Below are 17,036 nucleotides of genomic sequence, written 5' to 3' on the forward strand. Positions count from 1 at the left end.
CATCAGGCTAATCCGCTGCGGCAGGATATGCCCTGATGCGATTAAGGGAGCAGTCTGAGGCGCCCGCGGCGCCTTTACATTGCCCGACGGATCAGGCGTTTTTCAGCACTTCGCTGACAATCTCTACTGCTTCTTTCTCGATCTGCGCGCGGTGTTCTGCGCCCAGGAAGCTTTCACAGTAAATCTTGTAGGCGTCTTCAGTGCCTGACGGACGGGCCGCAAACCAGCCATTCTCCGTCATCACTTTCAGACCGCCAATGGATGCGCCATTGCCCGGTGCTGCCGTCAGGCGAGCGGTGATCGGGTCACCTGCCAGCGTATCCGCGCTGACCATCTCAGGAGAGAGCTTCGACAGCGCCGCTTTCTGCGCGGAAGTCGCTGATGCCTGCAGACGGTTGTAGCTCGGCGCACCAAAGCGTGCAGCCAGCTCATCGTAATGCTGCTGAGGGTTTTTACCGGTCACGGCAGTAATCTCAGCCGCCAGCAGACACATGATGATGCCATCTTTGTCCGTTGACCACGGCGTACCATCGAAACGCAGGAATGAGGCACCCGCGCTCTCTTCGCCACCGAAGCCGAAGCTGCCGTCATACAGACCATCAACAAACCACTTGAAGCCGACCGGCACTTCCACCAGCTTGCGACCAATGTCATTAACCACACGGTCAATCATGGCGCTGGAAACCAGGGTTTTGCCGACGGCAACGTCCTGGCCCCACTGCGGACGATGCTGGAACAGGTAGTTAATCGCCACAGCCAGATAGTGGTTTGGATTCATCAGACCCGCCGGGGTCACAATGCCGTGACGGTCATAATCGGGATCGTTACCGAATGCCAGATCAAACTTGTCGCGGTAAGCCAGCAGGCCTGCCATGGCGCTTTCAGACGAGCAGTCCATGCGCACCACGCCATCTTTATCCAGATGCATAAAGCGGAAAGTCTGATCGACCGCGTCATTGACCAGCGTCAGATCCAGCTTGTAGTGTTCCGCAATGCGCTGCCAGTAGGCGATACCTGAACCACCAAGCGGATCAACACCCAGCTTCAAGCCCGCTTTCTGGATAGCCGGGAAATCGATAATTTCGGCCAGGCCTTCAACGTAAGGCTGAATCAAATCTTTCTCGACCACATGACCGCTGGCCAGTGCCTGCTCCAGTGGCAGACGCTTAACCTCTTTCAGGCCATCTTTGATCAGCTGATTAGCGCGATCTTCCACCACTTTGGTGACGTTGGTATCAGCCGGTCCGCCATTAGGTGGGTTGTACTTGATGCCGCCATCTTCCGGTGGGTTATGGGACGGCGTAATCACGATGCCGTCAGCCAGCGGGCCACCCGATTTGTTGTGCTCAAGGATCGCATTTGAGATGGCAGGGGTCGGCGTATAGCCATTGTCCTGCTGCACAATCACGTCAACGCCATTCGCTGCCAGCACTTCCAGCACCGACAGGATTGCCGGCTCAGAGAGCGCGTGCGTATCTTTGCCGACGTAGCAAGGCCCGGTGATGCCATTCTTTTTACGCTCTTCCGCAATCGCCTGTGCAATCGCCAGAATGTGCATCTCGTTGAAGCTTTGACGCCCTGCACTGCCGCGATGGCCAGAGGTGCCAAATTTCACCGCATGTTCCGGGTTCGCCACATCGGGCTGCAGGACATAATATTGTGACGTTAATTGTGCAACGTTAATCAAATCGCTCTGCTGGGCGGGTTGCCCGGCACGTGGGTGATTGGCCATCGGCGCTGCTCCCTGACGCTTAAGTTTTAGATGGTGCCGCAAACTTTTTCGGTGAGTTCCGCAGGGAACTGCATCGACAGCATGATGTGTTCGATCATGCTGCATTTACGGCCGGTATTGGTGTTGGTGATCACCCAGTACGGCGTGCCGGGCACATGCTTCGGCTTAGTATGGGTGCCATTCTGCAACAGCGTATGCTCATCACCTGCAAAGTAGACGCGGGTGCGGCCCTGCAGCGATGCAGTGGCCTCAGCAAAGGCTGCGGTATCAAGACGATAGAGCGTTGACAAAACGAGCATAAAGCGATTGACCGCCCGCTTCTGCTCCGCATATTCATCGGAGAGCAGCAGCTCACGCATCGCGCGCACACGATCCTGCGGGCGCGAACCCACAGGCGCAGACGGCGCCTCTTTCGCTGCATCTTTTGAGGCAGGCTGAGCCGGCGAAGCGGGTGCCGTCTGACCGGCCGTAAACTTCAGCATACGACGCAGAATGTCAGATGCGCTTTCACCAATGTGCTGCGTGTGGCTGGCAATATAACGGTAGAGCTCTTCGTCAACTTCGATCGTTTTCATCTTATTCCGTACGGTTCTTTCTCATGACAGAACCACCTCTTTCCTGAAAAGCCCTGAGTATAGTCAGACAATTCAACGGATGTGCGGGTTCTAACATGAGGATTATAAAGTTAAATTCAGGCGGGTTGTTAGCAATCAAACGGTTTACGGGCAAAAGTCAGAATATGTCCTAATGCCGCCGGAACCGGCGCGCCTGAAAAGGTGAAACCATGATAACCTAAGCTCAGGTCTCAAACTTAAGAACTTTGCTATGATTTTGAACGCCCGTCTGCAAACTGAACAATCCCCTGCTGATTCTCTGCCCATCCTGCTTATTCACGGTCTGTTTGGCAGTCTGGACAACCTCGGCGTGCTGGCCCGTGGCCTGAAAGATGCCGGGCCACTGCTGCAGGTGGATGTCCGTAACCATGGACTCTCGCCGCGATCGGAGGAGATGAACTACGCTGTAATGGCGCAGGATATGGTCGATACGCTGGATGCGCACGGCATCGATCGCGTCGCGGTCATCGGTCATTCGATGGGTGGTAAAATCGCCATGACCATGAGCGCGCTGGTGCCTGATCGCATTGAGCGGCTGGTGATGATCGATATCGCGCCGGTCGATTATCAGACCCGGCGTCACGACCTGATCTTTGCCGGTATTCGCGCCGTCTCAGAGGCAGGTGTGACGCTGCGCAGCGAGGCGGCCCGCATTATGCGGCCGGTGATTGAAGAAGAAGGGGTCATTCAGTTCCTGCTGAAGTCATTTCATGACGGGCAATGGCGCTTTAACGTGCCGGTGCTGTGGGATAACTACCCTACCCTTTCTGGCTGGCAGCCTGTTCCCGCCTGGCCTCATCCGGCTCTCTTTATCCGCGGCGGCGACTCCAGTTACCTGGATAACCGCTATCGCGATGCGTTACTTCAGCAGTTCCCGGCGGCGCAGGCCCACGTGATCGGCGGTGCGGGCCACTGGGTCCATGCTGAGAAGCCCGATGCCGTTTTGCGCAGTGTGCGGCGCTTTTTTGCGCTTTAAAAGCAAATAGATGGCAGTAAAGGTTTAGGATTGGCGTCCGGAGTAAGCGTGCAGTATGATGGCGCGCTAAAATTTTGCCGCAGGTCGATTTTTCTGCGGCAACGGCCAATAATTTATAATCTGCGCGGTGAGCGTCTGGCGCCCGCACCCATTCAGTTTTACTAAGCCATGGCAAAAGAACACACTGACCGCACGACGCTCGATCTGTTTGCTGATGAGCGCCGCCCGGGTCGCCCCAAAACCAGTCCGCTTTCGCGTGATGAACAGCTGCGCATTAATAAGCGCAATCAACTGAAACGTGACAAAGGGCGCGGACTGCGTCGTGTCGAACTGAAAATGAACAGTGAGGCCGTCGATGCACTCAATTCGCTGGCCGCGCAGCGTAATCTCAGCCGCAGCGAACTGATTGAACAGATGCTGCTGGCGCAGCTCAAACTGGATTGATGCGGGCAAATCGCACGCAGGAGCAAATGTCGAGGCTTTAACCGTTCCGCGGGTTTGTCTCGTCTGCTATTATTCGCAGAAATGTGCTGCGGCACACATCTCATTATCAGGATTTAAGAGGTTATTTTACTCATGGCACTCGTAGGCATCTTCTTTGGCAGCGATACCGGCAACACCGAAAACATTGCAAAAATGATCCAGAAACAGCTGGGTAAAGATGTTGCAGAAGTGCATGACATCGCGAAAAGTACAAAAGAAGACCTGGAAGCGTTTGATATCCTGCTGCTGGGCATCCCGACCTGGTATTACGGTGAAGCGCAGTGCGACTGGGATGACTTCTTCCCGACGCTGGAAGAGATCGATTTCAACGGCAAGCTGGTTGCCCTGTTTGGCTGTGGCGACCAGGAAGATTACGCTGAATATTTCTGTGATGCGATGGGCACAATCCGCGACATTATCGAGCCGCACGGCGCCGTTATCGTGGGTCACTGGCCAACAGAAGGCTACCATTTCGAAGCCTCAAAAGGTCTGGCTGATGAGACGCACTTCCTGGGCCTGGCCATTGACGAAGATCGTCAGCCTGAGCTGACCAGCCAGCGCGTCGATCAGTGGGTTAAGCAGATTTTTGATGAACTGCAGCTGAAAGAGATCATCGAAGCCTGATGCACCCCGCCTCAATGTGAGCGCCAGCTCACATTGAGGCAATGGAATTTCCTATAGAAATAATAGCCACATTTTTTTAACTTTCTTCGTTTAATCTGTAGAATACCCGCATCGATCTTCCGCGTATTAGCTCAGGCGGTATGACGCAGTGATGTGCTGAAAGACCTCTGCCAGAATCCTCCCCGGCCCGGTGAAGCTTCCCCCATCGCCCATGATGATTCACGGCCCTCAGGTTTTCATTTCATCCCCTGAGCTCTATAATGAGACGCAAATGCGAATGAGCACAGATCGACATTCAAGGCGACAAGCCACAAAAGTGAATATTAGTAACAGGACAAAATCCGCATGACTGACAACAACACCGCATTAAAGAAGGCTGGCCTGAAAGTGACACTGCCCAGACTGAAAATTCTGGAAGTGCTTCAGGAACCTGAGTGCCATCACGTCAGCGCGGAAGATTTGTATAAACGCCTGATCGACATCGGCGAAGAGATTGGCCTGGCCACCGTTTACCGCGTGCTGAACCAGTTCGACGACGCCGGTATTGTGACCCGTCACAACTTTGAAGGCGGCAAATCCGTTTTCGAACTGACGCAGCAGCATCACCACGATCACCTGATCTGCCTGGATTGTGGCAAGGTTATCGAGTTCAGCGATGAATCCATCGAAACGCGTCAGCGTGAAATCGCGACCCGCCACGGCATCAAGCTGACCAACCACAGCCTCTATCTGTACGGACACTGTACGCTGGGCGACTGCCGTGAAGATGAGACCCTGCACGACCAGTAATCTGGCGGGCGGAAATAAAAAACCGGTTACGTGACCGGTTTTTTTCGTCTGTGCTCTGCTGAACCCTCAGGCCACCAGCGTCTCCTGCAGATAACGCCAGCGTGGGTTCGAGCTGCTGCAATCCAGAATCGCCAGCGAAATACGGCTCTGGTTATTGCCATTCAGCATCTGCATTTCACGATACTGCACGGTGATCTCATTTTCATGATGAGAGAGTATGACGTGCTCACAGGTCGCAATTCGCATCCCTTCCCGCTGCCCCTGCAGCTGTCGGAACAGCTCTTCGACCGCGTTAAGATCGTACTCTTTACCTTTTGGCGTCACCATGCGGAAATCAGGATGGAAAAAGGACATCATCAGCTCAAAGCTGTCATCCGATCCGGCAGGCTGATTAAAAATACGTTCAATGAGCTGATGTAAAACGACGACACTGTGTTTGGCTTCCTGAGCGAGGACTGGCATTTTTTTCCTTATATAACCCGCTTTGCTACCTCTTAGAGCGCATAGCCTACCTGAAAGCGGACAATTCACATCCTGAAATTGATTAATTTTTTTAAACTCAGATTTCTCTCACAATGCAGTCCGGGCAGGATTTGCGTTAAGCCAGAATAAACGTCGGCAATTCTCAACACAGGGGCAATAAAAAAGGGCGATTAATCGCCCTTTTGTCATTTTATGAGGTCAGCCCTAAACGATTATTCGCCCGTTTTAGCCCAGGTATCGCGAAGCCCCACGGTGCGGTTAAACACCAGCTGCGTCGGTTTAGAGTAAACGCTGTCGGCGCAGAAATAGCCCTCTCGCTCAAACTGGAACGGGGTGGCTGCTTCCACATCGCGCAGGCTCGGTTCGACGAAACCATTTTTGATGCTCAGTGAATCAGGGTTGATCACCGCCAGGAAATCTTCAGCCGCCGCCGGATTCGGCACGCTGAACAGTCGGTCATAGAGGCGGAACTCGGCAGGCTGCGCATGATCCGCAGACACCCAGTGAATCACCCCCTTCACCTTGCGGCCATCGGCCGGATCTTTGCTCAGGGTATCCACGTCGCTGGTGCAGTAGATGCAGGTAATGTTGCCCGCTTCATCTTTGGCTACCCGCTCTGCACGGATCACATAGGCGTTGCGCAGACGGACTTCTTTGCCCAGAACCAGACGTTTATATTGTTTGTTCGCCTCTTCGCGGAAATCTGCACGGTCAATCCAGATCTCACGGCTGAACGGCACTTCACGCGTGCCCATCTCCGGTTTACCCGGATGGTTAGGCATGGTGATGACCTCGTTGTGACCGGCGGGCAGGTTTTCGATCACCACTTTCAGGGGATCGAGTACTGCCATCGCGCGTGGCGCATTTTCGTTCAGATCATCACGGATGCAGGATTCCAGTGACGCCATCTCGACGATGTTATCCTGCTTGGTCACGCCAATACGACGGCAGAACTCACGAATAGAAGCCGCGGTGTAACCACGACGGCGCAGACCTGAAACGGTCAGCATCCGTGGATCGTCCCACCCTTCTACGTGCTTCTCGGTCACCAGCTGAGTGAGTTTGCGTTTTGACATCACCGCATACTCCAGATTCAGGCGCGAGAACTCATACTGGCGCGGATGAACCGGAATCGTGATGTTGTCCAGCACCCAGTCATAAAGACGTCGGTTGTCCTGGAACTCCAGCGTACAGAGCGAGTGCGTAATGCCTTCCAGCGCATCGGAAATGCAGTGGGTAAAGTCATACATCGGATAGATGCACCACTTGTTGCCGGTCTGGTGATGTTCCGCAAACTTGATGCGGTAAAGCACCGGATCGCGCATAACGATGAAGTTCGAAGCCATATCGATTTTGGCGCGCAGACAGGCCGTGCCTTCCGCAAAGCCACCGTTTCGCATTTTTTCAAACAGCGCCAGGTTCTCTTCCACGCTGCGATCGCGATACGGGCTGTTTTTACCCGGCTCTTTCAGGGTGCCACGATATTCGCGAATCTGATCCGGGCTCAGCTCATCAACATAAGCCAGCCCTTTGGTAATCAGCTCAACGGCATAGTTGTAGAGCTGATCGAAATAGTCTGATGAGTAGCAGACTTCACCGCTCCACTCAAAACCCAGCCACTGGACGTCACGCTTGATGGATTCAACGAATTCCATATCCTCTTTAACCGGATTGGTATCGTCGAAACGCAGGTTGCATTGCCCCTGATAATCCTGGGCGATGCCAAAATTCAGACAGATCGATTTCGCATGACCAATGTGCAGATAGCCATTGGGCTCCGGCGGAAAACGGGTATGCACGCTGCTGTGCTTACCGCTCGCCAAATCTTCGTCAATGATCTGACGAATAAAGTTAGTTGGGCGGGCTTCAGCCTCACTCATCTCAAAAATCCTCAATACGAATAACGGGTGATTTGTACCACGAAGTAACGGAGTATGATCCACAAAGCGTCTGAGGGAAACAACCGTTTGTTAAGCCTTTAAAACAAAAAAGGCAGGAATCGCTTCCTGCCTGTGGGGTTCTGTTGCGGGGATTAGCCTTTCACTTCATACAGCGGGGTTTCACCTGCGACGACCGGACCGTGGGCCAGGAGTGTCAGACCCGCGAAATCTTCGCTATTGCTGACCACCACCGGACTCACCATTGAGCGGGCATTCGCGTTCAGGAATTCAAGATCCATCTCCAGCACCGGCTGACCGGCTACCACGCTGGCTCCCTCTTCCGCCAGCCGCGTGAAGCCTTTTCCGTCCAGCGCCACAGTATCGAGTCCCATGTGAACCACGATCTCGACACCGTTGTCGGTTTCCAGACAGAACGCATGATTGGTATTGAAGATTTTCACCAGCGTTCCGGCAATCGGTGCCACAACCCATTTGTCGCTGGGTTTGATGGCCAGCCCGTCGCCTACCGCTTTGCTGGCAAAGGCTTCATCCGGAACCGCATCCAGTGCCACGACATCTCCCGTTACCGGTGCCAGCAGCGTCGCAATAACGCGCTTCTCGCTGTTCAGCACGGCCTGCGGTTTAACCTCCGGCTCTGCCGCTGGCGTCGTGCCGGATGCAGCTGCCGCGACCGGGCCTTTAGCCAGCACTTTTTTCATGGCGGAGGCGATGCCTTCGGCCTGGGTGCCGACAATGATCTGCACGCTCTGTTTATTCAGACGGATAACGCCGGACGCGCCCAGACGCTTCGCCACGCTCTCATTAACCTGAGCGGAATCATTAACGTTCAGACGCAGACGGGTGATGCAGGCGTCAATGCTGGTCAGGTTAGCGGAGCCACCGACCGCACCGATGTAGCGACGTGCCAGGGATTCCGTGGCGCTTTCGCCGTTATCGCTGTTGTCCACGTTGACGTCATACCCATCGCTTTCATCACCGGCCACCGCCAGCTCGCGGCCAGGGGTCAACAGATTGAATTTTTTGATGGTGAAGCGGAAGACCACGTAATAGATAACGAAGAACACCAGCCCCTGCGGGATCAGCATATACCAGTGGGTCGCCAGCGGGTTACGGGTGGAGAGGAACATATCCACCAGCCCGGCGCTGAAACCAAATCCGGCGATCCAGTGCATGCTGGCGGCGATGAAGACAGAAATACCGGTCAGTACAGCGTGGATCAGATAGAGCACCGGTGCCACGAACATGAAGGAGAACTCCAGCGGTTCGGTGATCCCGGTAAAGAAGGCGGCAAACGCAGCGGCCAGCATGATACTGCCCACTTTGACGCGATTCTCAGGACGCGCGCAGTGATAGATAGCCAGCGCAGCACCAGGCAGACCAAACATCATGATCGGGAAGAAGCCCGCCTGATAGCGACCGGTAATGCCCACGGTGGCCGACCCATCCGCCAGTGACTGTGCACCGCCGAGGAATTTAGGAATGTCATTAATGCCGGCCACATCGAACCAGAACACGGAGTTCAGCGCGTGATGCAGACCGACCGGGATCAGCAGACGGTTAAAGAAGGCGTAAATACCGGCTCCGACCGAGCCAAGCTTCTGGATATGCTCGCCAAAGCCTACCAGACCATTGAACACCACCGGCCAGATATACATCAGGATAAAGGCGACGAAGATCATCAGGAACGAAACGAGAATCGGCACCAGCCGGCGTCCGCTGAAGAAAGAGAGCGCCTTAGGCAGTTCGACGTGGCTGAAGCGGTTATAGACTTCTGCCGAGAGAATACCGACCAGAATGCCGACAAACTGGTTTTCGATTTTGCCAAAGGCAGCAGGCACCTGAGCCAAAGGAATTTTCTGAATCATTGAGACAGCGGCTGGTGAGCAGAGCGTGGTGACCACCAGGAAGCCGACAAAGCCGGTGAGGGCCGCCGCGCCATCTTTATCTTTCGACATGCCGTAGGCGATACCGATCGCAAACAGGACTGACATGTGCTCAATAATCGCCGCACCGGACTTAATCAGCAACGCTGCCAGCGCGTTATCTGCACCCCAGCTGACGGGATCGAGGTAGTACCCTACCCCCATAAGTATCGCTGCCGCTGGCAGGGTGGCAACCGGCACCATCAGTGCCCGCCCTACCTTCTGTAAATAACTTAACATGGACCTTCCCCCTATGAGCCTGACTTGTCGCTTTGCGCCGCTTAATATTGTTATGTCAGCTGCAAAGATTGTGAATACACTGCATGTCACGCAGCGAAGTGTAATGACAAATTAATTCGCCTCGCAAATTAAAACCCCGACATATGTGACTTTTATCACTAAAAAACATCGAGTCACACTGCAACATCTGGCTATGAATGCAAACTTATTTTATGATCCGAAATATTGAATTGCGCTCCGGCCGTGGCGAGAATAGAAAATCTGTTCAGGCTGATGATTTACGCAACGGTTCAGCGATCCCCTTTCCATTTCAAATGAGGTGAAACATGAGACTGATTCCTTTAGCGACGCCAACCCAGGTCGGCAAATGGGCCGCCCGACATATCGTTAACCGCATTAACGCGTTTAACCCGACGGCGGAAAAACCTTTTGTCCTGGGTCTGCCTACCGGCGGTACGCCACTGGAGGCATACAAACACCTGATTGATATGCACAAAGCGGGCCAGGTCAGTTTTAAGCATGTTGTGACGTTCAATATGGATGAATATGTGGGCCTGCCAAAAGAGCATCCGGAGAGCTATCACAGCTTCATGTATCGTAATTTCTTCGATCACGTTGATATTCAACCGGAAAATATCAACCTGCTGAATGGTAATGCACCTGATATTGACGCAGAATGTCGTCAGTACGAAGAGAAAATTCGCGCGCTGGGTAAAATTCACCTGTTTATGGGGGGTGTCGGTAACGACGGCCATATCGCCTTTAACGAACCGGCTTCATCGCTGGCTTCGCGAACCCGCATTAAAACCCTGACCCATGATACCCGCGTAGCGAACTCTCGCTTCTTCAACGGCGACGTTGACCAGGTGCCTAAATACGCGCTGACGGTCGGCGTCGGCACGCTGCTGGATGCAGAGGAAGTGATGATTCTGGTTACCGGCCATGTTAAAGCGCAGGCCCTGCAGGCGGCAGTTGAAGGCAACGTCAACCATATGTGGACCATCAGCTGCCTGCAGCTGCACGCAAAATCGGTGGTGGTGTGTGATGAGCCGGCCACCATGGAACTGAAAGTGAAAACCGTGAAATATTTCCGCGAAATGGAAGCGGAAAATATGAAAGGCGTGTAACAGAACATTGTCATGCCCTGCTGTTACGCTGCGTGACAGCAGGCCAGGACGGGAGAAGAGAGATGTACGCATTAGTCAACGGTCGCATCTACAGCGGTCATGAGATTCTGGATAACTACGCGGTCGTGGTTGACGGGACGCAGATTGCGCACGTCTGCCCGCGTGAAGCGGTTGCGGCGGATGTTGAATTGCGGGATGTGGCGGGTGCCATCATTGCGCCAGGCTTTATCGATCTCCAGCTTAACGGCTGTGGTGGCGTGCAGTTTAATGACGACATTGATGCGCTCAGCGTTGAAACGCTGGAGATCATGCAGCGCGCCAATGAGAAATCGGGCTGCACCAGCTTTTTACCGACGCTGATCACCAGCAGCGATGCCCTGATGAAGCGGGCCATCGACACCATGCGCGCCTATCTGCAGAAGCATCAGCATCAGGCGCTGGGTCTGCATCTGGAAGGCCCGTGGCTCAGCAAGGCGAAGAAAGGCACCCACGATCCGGCGCTGATTCGCCTGCCGGATGCGGCGATGGTGCAGTATCTGTGTGACAACGCCGATGTCATCACCAAAGTGACGCTGGCGCCGGAGAATGCCGGTCGCGAGGTGATTCAGCAGCTGACTGACGCCGGAATCATTGTGTCTGCCGGTCACTCCAGTGCAACGTATGAAGAGGCGAAAGCGGGCTTCTCGGCTGGCGTGAGTTTTGCGACACACCTCTACAACGCGATGCCCGCCTTTGCCGGTCGTGAACCGGGGCTTATCGGTGCGCTGTTTGATTCGCCTGATGTATACTGCGGCATTATTGCGGATGGTTTACATGTACATTACGCTAACGTGCGCAATGCTAAACGCATAAAAGGCGACAAGCTGGTGCTGGTAACGGATGCCACCGCACCGGCGGGCGCGGCAATCAGTGAGTTTATTTTTGCTGGCAAAACAATCTATTATCGTGACGGGCTCTGTGTTGACGAAAACGGCACACTCAGTGGTTCAGCCCTGACGATGATTGAAGCGGTACAGAACAGCGTCGAGCATGTGGGTATCGCACTGGACGAAGCATTGCGCATGGCATCACTCTACCCGGCACGGGCGATGGGCGTGGAAAAACAGTTAGGCTCGATCGAAGCAGGAAAAATCGCGAACCTGACTGTGTTTACGCGCGACTTTAAAATCATTAAGACGTTTGTCAACGGAGACGACGTCCTGAGCGAGTAAGCACTGAATGACCACTGGCGGCCAGTCACAAATAGGAAATGTCGATCTTGTTAAGCAACTTAATAGCGCAGCGGTTTACCGGCTGATTGATCAACAGGGGCCGATATCGCGCATTCAGATTGCCGAACTCAGCCAGCTCGCCCCCGCCAGCGTCACGAAAATTACCCGCCAGTTGATTGAGCGCGGCCTGATCAAAGAGGTAGACCAGCAGGCGTCTACCGGTGGTCGCCGCGCTATCTCAATTATCACTGAAACCCGCCACTTCCAGACCATCGGCGTCCGGCTCGGCCGTCACGATGCCACCCTTACGCTGTTTGACCTCAGCGGCAAATCGCTGGCGCAGGAGGATTATGCGCTGCCGGAACGCACCCAGGAGACGCTGGAGCATGCGCTGTTTAATGCCATCAGCAGCTTCATTGAGCAGCACCAGCGTAAAATCCGCGAGCTGATCGCCATTTCCGTGATCCTGCCCGGCCTGGTCGACCCGATTAACGGGGTGATTCGCTATATGCCGCACATCGCTGTCAGCCACTGGCCGCTGGTCGCCAGCCTGAAGAAACGCTTTAACGTCACCAGTTTTGTGGGTCACGATATCCGCAGTCTGGCGCTGGCCGAGCACTACTTCGGTGCAAGCCGCGACTGTGCTGACTCAATTCTGGTGCGGTTACACCGGGGGACCGGTGCAGGCATTATCGCCAACGGCCATATTTTTCTCGGCAGTAACGGTAACGTCGGCGAGATAGGCCACATTCAGGTCGATCCGTTAGGCGAACGCTGCCACTGCGGTAACTTTGGCTGCCTGGAAACCATTGCCGCCAATGGCGCCATTGAAAACCGTGTGCGTCACCTGCTGAATCAGGGCTACCCCAGTGTGCTGACACTGGAGGCGTGCCAGATGCCCCACATCTGCAAAGCGGCGAATCAGGGTGATGCCCTGGCCTGTGAAGTGATCGAGCATGTGGGGCGCTATCTCGGCAAGGCGATTGCTATCGCCATCAACCTGTTTAATCCACAAAAAGTGGTGCTGGCGGGAGAGATTACCGAAGCAGAAAAAGTGCTGCTGCCCGCGATTGAGGGCTGCATTAATACCCAGGCATTAGAGGCCTTCCGTAAGCATCTGCCGGTTGTTCGTTCGACACTGGATCATCGTTCTGCGATTGGTGCCTTTGCGCTGGCTAAACGTGCCATGCTTAACGGCATTCTGCTGCAACACCTTCTGGAAGATTAAGCTCACCCGCTGCTGTGGCGGGCCACACCGGATCTGACTATGACCATAAAAAGCGTAATTTGTGATATCGATGGCGTGCTGATGCACGACAACACGGCCGTTCCCGGCGCACAGGAATTTCTGCAGCGCATTCTGGCCAAAGAGATGCCGCTGGTGGTGCTGACCAACTACCCTTCGCAGACTGAGCAGGATCTGGCTAACCGTTTTGCCTCAGCAGGCGTTGAGGTGCCCGATTCCGTCTTCTACACCTCGGCAATGGCCACCGCGGACTTCCTGCGCCGTCAGGAGGGCAAAAAGGCGTATGTGATTGGTGAGGGGGCGCTGATTCATGAACTCTACAAAGCGGGCTTTACCATTACCGATGTGAATCCCGACTTTGTGATTGTCGGAGAGACGCGCTCCTTTAACTGGGACATGATGCATAAAGCGGCCTTCTTTGTTGCCAACGGCGCTCGCTTTATTGCCACCAATCCCGATACCCATGCGCGTGGGTTTATTCCCGCCTGTGGCGCACTCTGTGCGGGGATTGAGAAGATATCCGGCCGCAGCCCCTTTGTTGTGGGCAAACCAAGCCCTTACATCATGCGTGCCGCGCTGAACAAAATGCAGGCTCACTCCGAAGAGACGGTCATCGTCGGCGATAACCTGCGCACCGATATTCTGGCCGGTTTCCAGGCGGGTCTGGAGACGGTGCTGGTGCTCTCTGGCGTCTCCACCCTGAGCGATATCGACGCGATGCCGTTCCGCCCGGACTGGATCTACCCCTCTGTTGCCGATATTGACCTGTTCTGATTCAGTTTGCTTATGACGCATCGGGCTGAATTGTGATGCGTCTCCCCTTTTTCTCCGCTTTTACCCTCTGTTTGCCGCCTGATTTTTGCTCAAAAAATGCATTTCATTGCAGATCCAACAACAAATAAGCTCTTAAATTATCGTTTATTCAATTTTATCGTTATGTGATCAATATTTTTATCAGTAAATCACGATTCCTCTTGCATTGACGGCACCAAATAGCGCATTTTCTTATCTATCACGCAGCGTCAGGCTGCCGGACAAACCTAAAAGATAACATCGCCGTAAGGTGAGCTCAGGAGTCAGTTATGTGTTCAATTTTTGGTGTGCTGGATCTGAAAAGCGATCCTGTTGAGCTGCGCAAAAAGGCGCTGGAATGTTCACGCTTAATGCGTCATCGCGGCCCGGACTGGTCAGGCGTTTACGCCGATGACCATGCCATCCTGGCGCATGAACGTCTCTCAATTGTTGACGTTAACAACGGCGCACAGCCGCTGTATAACGCCGACCACACCCATGTCCTGGCAGTCAACGGCGAAATTTATAACCATCAGGCGCTGCGCGCGGAACTCAGCGATCGCTATGCGTTTCAGACCGGTTCTGACTGTGAAGTGATTCTGGCGCTCTACCAGGAGAAAGGGGTCGACTTCCTTGATGACCTGGAAGGCATGTTCGCCTTTATCCTCTACGACAGCGTCAAAAACACGTATCTGATTGGCCGTGACCATATCGGTATTATCCCGCTCTATATGGGTAACGATGAGCATGGCAACCTCTATGTCGCGTCAGAAATGAAAGCGCTGGTACCGGTCTGCCGTTCGATTAAAGAGTTTCCGCCGGGAAGCTACCTCTCCAGCACCGATGGCGAAATCCGTCGTTACTGGCAGCGTGACTGGATGGAATATAAAAACGTTGAGCACAACACCACCGATGCGGCCGGCCTGAAGCATGCGCTGGAAGAGTCTGTGAAAAGTCACCTGATGTCAGATGTGCCTTATGGTGTGCTGCTGTCGGGCGGTCTGGACTCCTCCATCATTTCCGCCGTGACCAAACGTTTTGCGGCAAAGCGTGTTGAAGACCAGGATAAAAGTGATGCGTGGTGGCCACAGCTTCACTCCTTTGCTGTCGGGCTGGAAGGCTCACCCGATCTGAAAGCGGCGAAAGCCGTGGCGGAACATCTGGGCACCGTGCACCATGAGATTCATTTCACCGTGCAGGAAGGTCTGGATGCGATTCGCGATGTGATTTATCACATTGAAACCTATGACGTCACCACCATCCGTGCCTCCACGCCGATGTACTTAATGTCGCGTAAAATCAAGGCAATGGGCATCAAGATGGTGCTGTCAGGCGAAGGCGCAGATGAAGTGTTCGGCGGCTATCTCTACTTCCATAAAGCCCCCAACGCTAAAGAGTTCCACGAAGAAAACGTGCGTAAACTGCAGGCCCTGCATATGTTCGACTGTGCCCGCGCCAACAAAGCGATGTCCGCCTGGGGCGTTGAGGCCCGCGTGCCGTTCCTGGATAAAAAATTCCTGGATGTGGCGATGCGTATCAACCCGGAAGATAAAATGTGTGGCAGTAACGGCAAAATGGAGAAGCACATTCTGCGTGAATGTTTCTCCTCCTACCTGCCGGAAAGCGTGGCGTGGCGTCAGAAAGAGCAGTTCTCAGATGGCGTCGGTTACAGCTGGATTGACTCGCTGAAAGAGGTGGCTGCGAAGCAAATCAGCGACCAGCAGCTGGCAACCGCTCACTTCCGCTTCCCGCACAACACGCCGGGGTCGAAGGAAGCCTATCTCTACCGTGAGATCTTTGAAGAGCTGTTCCCGCTGGCCAGCGCCGCGGAGTGTGTGCCAGGCGGTCCATCAGTAGCCTGTTCGTCAGCCAAAGCGATCGAGTGGGACGAGGCGTTTAAAAACATGAACGATCCATCAGGTCGTGCCGTTGGTGTGCATCAGTCAGCCTATCAATAAGCCGACTGAGCACGGTCAGAATGGGCCCGCTGCGGCCCATTTTTTTGACGATTAGCGTTGTATTCACTGAAAAATTGCCGAATAAACCGCCATGCTGGTTATAAGCCACGCAAACAGCCATAACCAGGCAAAAATCGGTAAAAAAATTGTTGACGCTGTCAGGTCAACTCCGCATAATGCGCCCCGCAACGCCGATGAAGGTAACGCGAAAAAAAGATGGCTACGTAGCTCAGCTGGTTAGAGCACAGCACTCATAATGCTGGGGTCACAGGTTCGATTCCCGTCGTAGCCACCATCTTTTTTTGCGGGAGTGGCGAAATTGGTAGACGCACCAGATTTAGGTTCTGGCGCCGCAAGGTGTGCGAGTTCAAGTCTCGCCTCCCGCACCATTTCATTATTCGGCAGCGTGGATGGGATATCGCCAAGCGGTAAGGCACCGGTTTTTGATACCGGCATTCCCTGGTTCGAATCCAGGTATCCCAGCCAATTTTGATGATTCTCGATGCTGAGAACGGACGAATGGGATATCGCCAAGCGGTAAGGCACCGGTTTTTGATACCGGCATTCCCTGGTTCGAATCCAGGTATCCCAGCCATCATTAAAATGCAGTACAATTTGGCTACGTAGCTCAGCTGGTTAGAGCACAGCACTCATAATGCTGGGGTCACAGGTTCGATTCCCGTCGTAGCCACCATATAATTGGGGTGTCGCCAAGCGGTAAGGCACTGGTTTCTGATACCAGCATTCCGGGGTTCGAATCCCTGCACCCCAGCCATACAAAGACAATTTGAAAAACACCATTATTGGGGTGTCGCCAAGCGGTAAGGCACTGGTTTCTGATACCAGCATTCCGGGGTTCGAATCCCTGCACCCCAGCCAAATTGCACAACAGGCCCGCTTTTGCGGGCTTTGTTGTTTTTGTCCTCTGCCTTTCTGAC

14 protein-coding genes and 7 tRNA genes are annotated in these 17,036 nt (G+C 54.1%); 16 read left to right on the forward strand and 5 right to left on the reverse strand.

The features are described from left to right. Nucleotides 1-91: 91 nt before the first annotated feature. Together pgm and seqA are read right to left on the reverse strand one after the other, a co-directional pair. On the reverse strand, nucleotides 92-1,732 hold the full coding sequence (gene pgm, locus S7A_RS13690) for a phosphoglucomutase (alpha-D-glucose-1,6-bisphosphate-dependent) (RefSeq protein ID WP_009091443.1): 1,641 nt from the start codon (nucleotides 1,730-1,732) through the stop codon (nucleotides 92-94). 26 nt (nucleotides 1,733-1,758) lie between these two features. Continuing rightward, nucleotides 1,759-2,307, reverse strand: coding sequence for a replication initiation negative regulator SeqA (gene seqA, locus S7A_RS13695; RefSeq protein WP_009091446.1), 549 nt, complete (start codon nucleotides 2,305-2,307; stop codon nucleotides 1,759-1,761). Between the two features lie 250 nt (nucleotides 2,308-2,557). Here seqA and ybfF point away from each other — a divergent pair, with 250 nt between their 5' ends. The 4 genes from ybfF (at nucleotide 2,558) to fur (ending at nucleotide 5,218) form a co-directional block, all read left to right on the forward strand. Beyond that, nucleotides 2,558-3,322: an esterase gene (ybfF, locus tag S7A_RS13700; RefSeq protein ID WP_009091448.1), complete on the forward strand. Its 765-nt coding sequence runs from the start codon at nucleotides 2,558-2,560 to the stop codon at nucleotides 3,320-3,322. Nucleotides 3,323-3,490: 168 nt separating this feature from the next. Continuing rightward, on the forward strand, nucleotides 3,491-3,766 hold the full coding sequence (ybfE, locus tag S7A_RS13705) for a LexA regulated protein (RefSeq protein ID WP_009091450.1): 276 nt from the start codon (nucleotides 3,491-3,493) through the stop codon (nucleotides 3,764-3,766). Between the two features lie 132 nt (nucleotides 3,767-3,898). Then, complete coding sequence (gene fldA, locus S7A_RS13710; protein ID WP_009091452.1) at nucleotides 3,899-4,429, forward strand: flavodoxin FldA; 531 nt, start codon at nucleotides 3,899-3,901, stop codon at nucleotides 4,427-4,429. Between the two features lie 345 nt (nucleotides 4,430-4,774). Beyond that, entirely contained in the window at nucleotides 4,775-5,218 is a 444-nt protein-coding gene (gene fur / locus S7A_RS13715) for a ferric iron uptake transcriptional regulator (RefSeq protein ID WP_009091454.1), read from the forward strand. 66 nt (nucleotides 5,219-5,284) lie between these two features. Here the strand turns inward: fur and S7A_RS13720 are convergent, their stop codons facing one another. From S7A_RS13720 to nagE, 3 genes are all read right to left on the reverse strand, one after another. Beyond that, nucleotides 5,285-5,680, reverse strand: coding sequence for a hypothetical protein (locus tag S7A_RS13720; protein WP_009091456.1), 396 nt, complete (start codon nucleotides 5,678-5,680; stop codon nucleotides 5,285-5,287). Nucleotides 5,681-5,913: 233 nt separating this feature from the next. Next, nucleotides 5,914-7,581, reverse strand: a complete 1,668-nt coding sequence (glnS, locus tag S7A_RS13725) for a glutamine--tRNA ligase (RefSeq protein ID WP_009091458.1) — start codon at nucleotides 7,579-7,581, stop codon at nucleotides 5,914-5,916. 152 nt (nucleotides 7,582-7,733) lie between these two features. Continuing rightward, complete coding sequence (gene nagE / locus S7A_RS13730; protein WP_033736378.1) at nucleotides 7,734-9,764, reverse strand: N-acetylglucosamine-specific PTS transporter subunit IIBC; 2,031 nt, start codon at nucleotides 9,762-9,764, stop codon at nucleotides 7,734-7,736. A gap of 326 nt (nucleotides 9,765-10,090) precedes the next feature. Between nagE and nagB the strand changes: the two genes are divergently transcribed. From nagB to S7A_RS13790, 12 genes are all read left to right on the forward strand, one after another. Further along, complete coding sequence (gene nagB / locus S7A_RS13735; protein ID WP_009091462.1) at nucleotides 10,091-10,891, forward strand: glucosamine-6-phosphate deaminase; 801 nt, start codon at nucleotides 10,091-10,093, stop codon at nucleotides 10,889-10,891. Between the two features lie 62 nt (nucleotides 10,892-10,953). After that, entirely contained in the window at nucleotides 10,954-12,102 is a 1,149-nt protein-coding gene (gene nagA / locus S7A_RS13740; RefSeq protein WP_009091463.1) for an N-acetylglucosamine-6-phosphate deacetylase, read from the forward strand. Nucleotides 12,103-12,109: 7 nt separating this feature from the next. Next, nucleotides 12,110-13,330 carry an N-acetylglucosamine repressor gene (locus S7A_RS13745; protein ID WP_009091465.1) on the forward strand — a complete coding sequence of 407 codons (1,221 nt, stop codon included), beginning with the start codon at nucleotides 12,110-12,112 and terminating at the stop codon, nucleotides 13,328-13,330. Nucleotides 13,331-13,369: 39 nt separating this feature from the next. Then, on the forward strand, nucleotides 13,370-14,122 hold the full coding sequence (locus S7A_RS13750; RefSeq protein WP_009091467.1) for an HAD-IIA family hydrolase: 753 nt from the start codon (nucleotides 13,370-13,372) through the stop codon (nucleotides 14,120-14,122). Nucleotides 14,123-14,430: 308 nt separating this feature from the next. Continuing rightward, nucleotides 14,431-16,098: an asparagine synthase B gene (gene asnB / locus S7A_RS13755; RefSeq protein WP_009091468.1), complete on the forward strand. Its 1,668-nt coding sequence runs from the start codon at nucleotides 14,431-14,433 to the stop codon at nucleotides 16,096-16,098. A 218-nt stretch (nucleotides 16,099-16,316) separates the two neighbouring features. Continuing rightward, nucleotides 16,317-16,393 (forward strand) — tRNA-Met (locus S7A_RS13760). A 9-nt stretch (nucleotides 16,394-16,402) separates the two neighbouring features. Further along, a tRNA-Leu gene (locus S7A_RS13765) sits at nucleotides 16,403-16,487 on the forward strand. Between the two features lie 22 nt (nucleotides 16,488-16,509). After that, nucleotides 16,510-16,584: transfer RNA gene (locus S7A_RS13770), tRNA-Gln, on the forward strand. Nucleotides 16,585-16,618: 34 nt separating this feature from the next. Continuing rightward, a tRNA-Gln gene (locus tag S7A_RS13775) sits at nucleotides 16,619-16,693 on the forward strand. 22 nt (nucleotides 16,694-16,715) lie between these two features. Further along, a tRNA-Met gene (locus S7A_RS13780) sits at nucleotides 16,716-16,792 on the forward strand. A 6-nt stretch (nucleotides 16,793-16,798) separates the two neighbouring features. Then, nucleotides 16,799-16,873, forward strand: a tRNA-Gln gene (locus S7A_RS13785). 29 nt (nucleotides 16,874-16,902) lie between these two features. Further along, a tRNA-Gln gene (locus tag S7A_RS13790) sits at nucleotides 16,903-16,977 on the forward strand. Nucleotides 16,978-17,036: the final 59 nt, after the last annotated feature.

Source organism: Pantoea sp. Sc1 (assembly GCF_000255315.1).
In the GTDB taxonomy this organism is placed as follows: Bacteria; Pseudomonadota; Gammaproteobacteria; order Enterobacterales; family Enterobacteriaceae; genus Pantoea; species Pantoea anthophila.

What these genes read in the sequence shown, in the direction of transcription:
- fur (WP_009091454.1), top strand. Translation starts at nt 4,775, where the DNA reads ATGACTGACAACAACACCGCATTAAAGAAGGCTGGCCTGAAAGTGACA.
- glnS (WP_009091458.1), bottom strand. Translation starts at nt 7,581, where the DNA reads ATGAGTGAGGCTGAAGCCCGCCCAACTAACTTTATTCGTCAGATCATT.
- seqA (WP_009091446.1), bottom strand. Translation starts at nt 2,307, where the DNA reads ATGAAAACGATCGAAGTTGACGAAGAGCTCTACCGTTATATTGCCAGC.
- S7A_RS13745 (WP_009091465.1), top strand. Translation starts at nt 12,110, where the DNA reads ATGACCACTGGCGGCCAGTCACAAATAGGAAATGTCGATCTTGTTAAG.
- pgm (WP_009091443.1), bottom strand. Translation starts at nt 1,732, where the DNA reads ATGGCCAATCACCCACGTGCCGGGCAACCCGCCCAGCAGAGCGATTTG.
- nagB (WP_009091462.1), top strand. Translation starts at nt 10,091, where the DNA reads ATGAGACTGATTCCTTTAGCGACGCCAACCCAGGTCGGCAAATGGGCC.
- S7A_RS13750 (WP_009091467.1), top strand. Translation starts at nt 13,370, where the DNA reads ATGACCATAAAAAGCGTAATTTGTGATATCGATGGCGTGCTGATGCAC.
- S7A_RS13720 (WP_009091456.1), bottom strand. Translation starts at nt 5,680, where the DNA reads ATGCCAGTCCTCGCTCAGGAAGCCAAACACAGTGTCGTCGTTTTACAT.
- ybfE (WP_009091450.1), top strand. Translation starts at nt 3,491, where the DNA reads ATGGCAAAAGAACACACTGACCGCACGACGCTCGATCTGTTTGCTGAT.
- nagA (WP_009091463.1), top strand. Translation starts at nt 10,954, where the DNA reads ATGTACGCATTAGTCAACGGTCGCATCTACAGCGGTCATGAGATTCTG.
- nagE (WP_033736378.1), bottom strand. Translation starts at nt 9,764, where the DNA reads ATGTTAAGTTATTTACAGAAGGTAGGGCGGGCACTGATGGTGCCGGTT.
- asnB (WP_009091468.1), top strand. Translation starts at nt 14,431, where the DNA reads ATGTGTTCAATTTTTGGTGTGCTGGATCTGAAAAGCGATCCTGTTGAG.
- fldA (WP_009091452.1), top strand. Translation starts at nt 3,899, where the DNA reads ATGGCACTCGTAGGCATCTTCTTTGGCAGCGATACCGGCAACACCGAA.
- ybfF (WP_009091448.1), top strand. Translation starts at nt 2,558, where the DNA reads ATGATTTTGAACGCCCGTCTGCAAACTGAACAATCCCCTGCTGATTCT.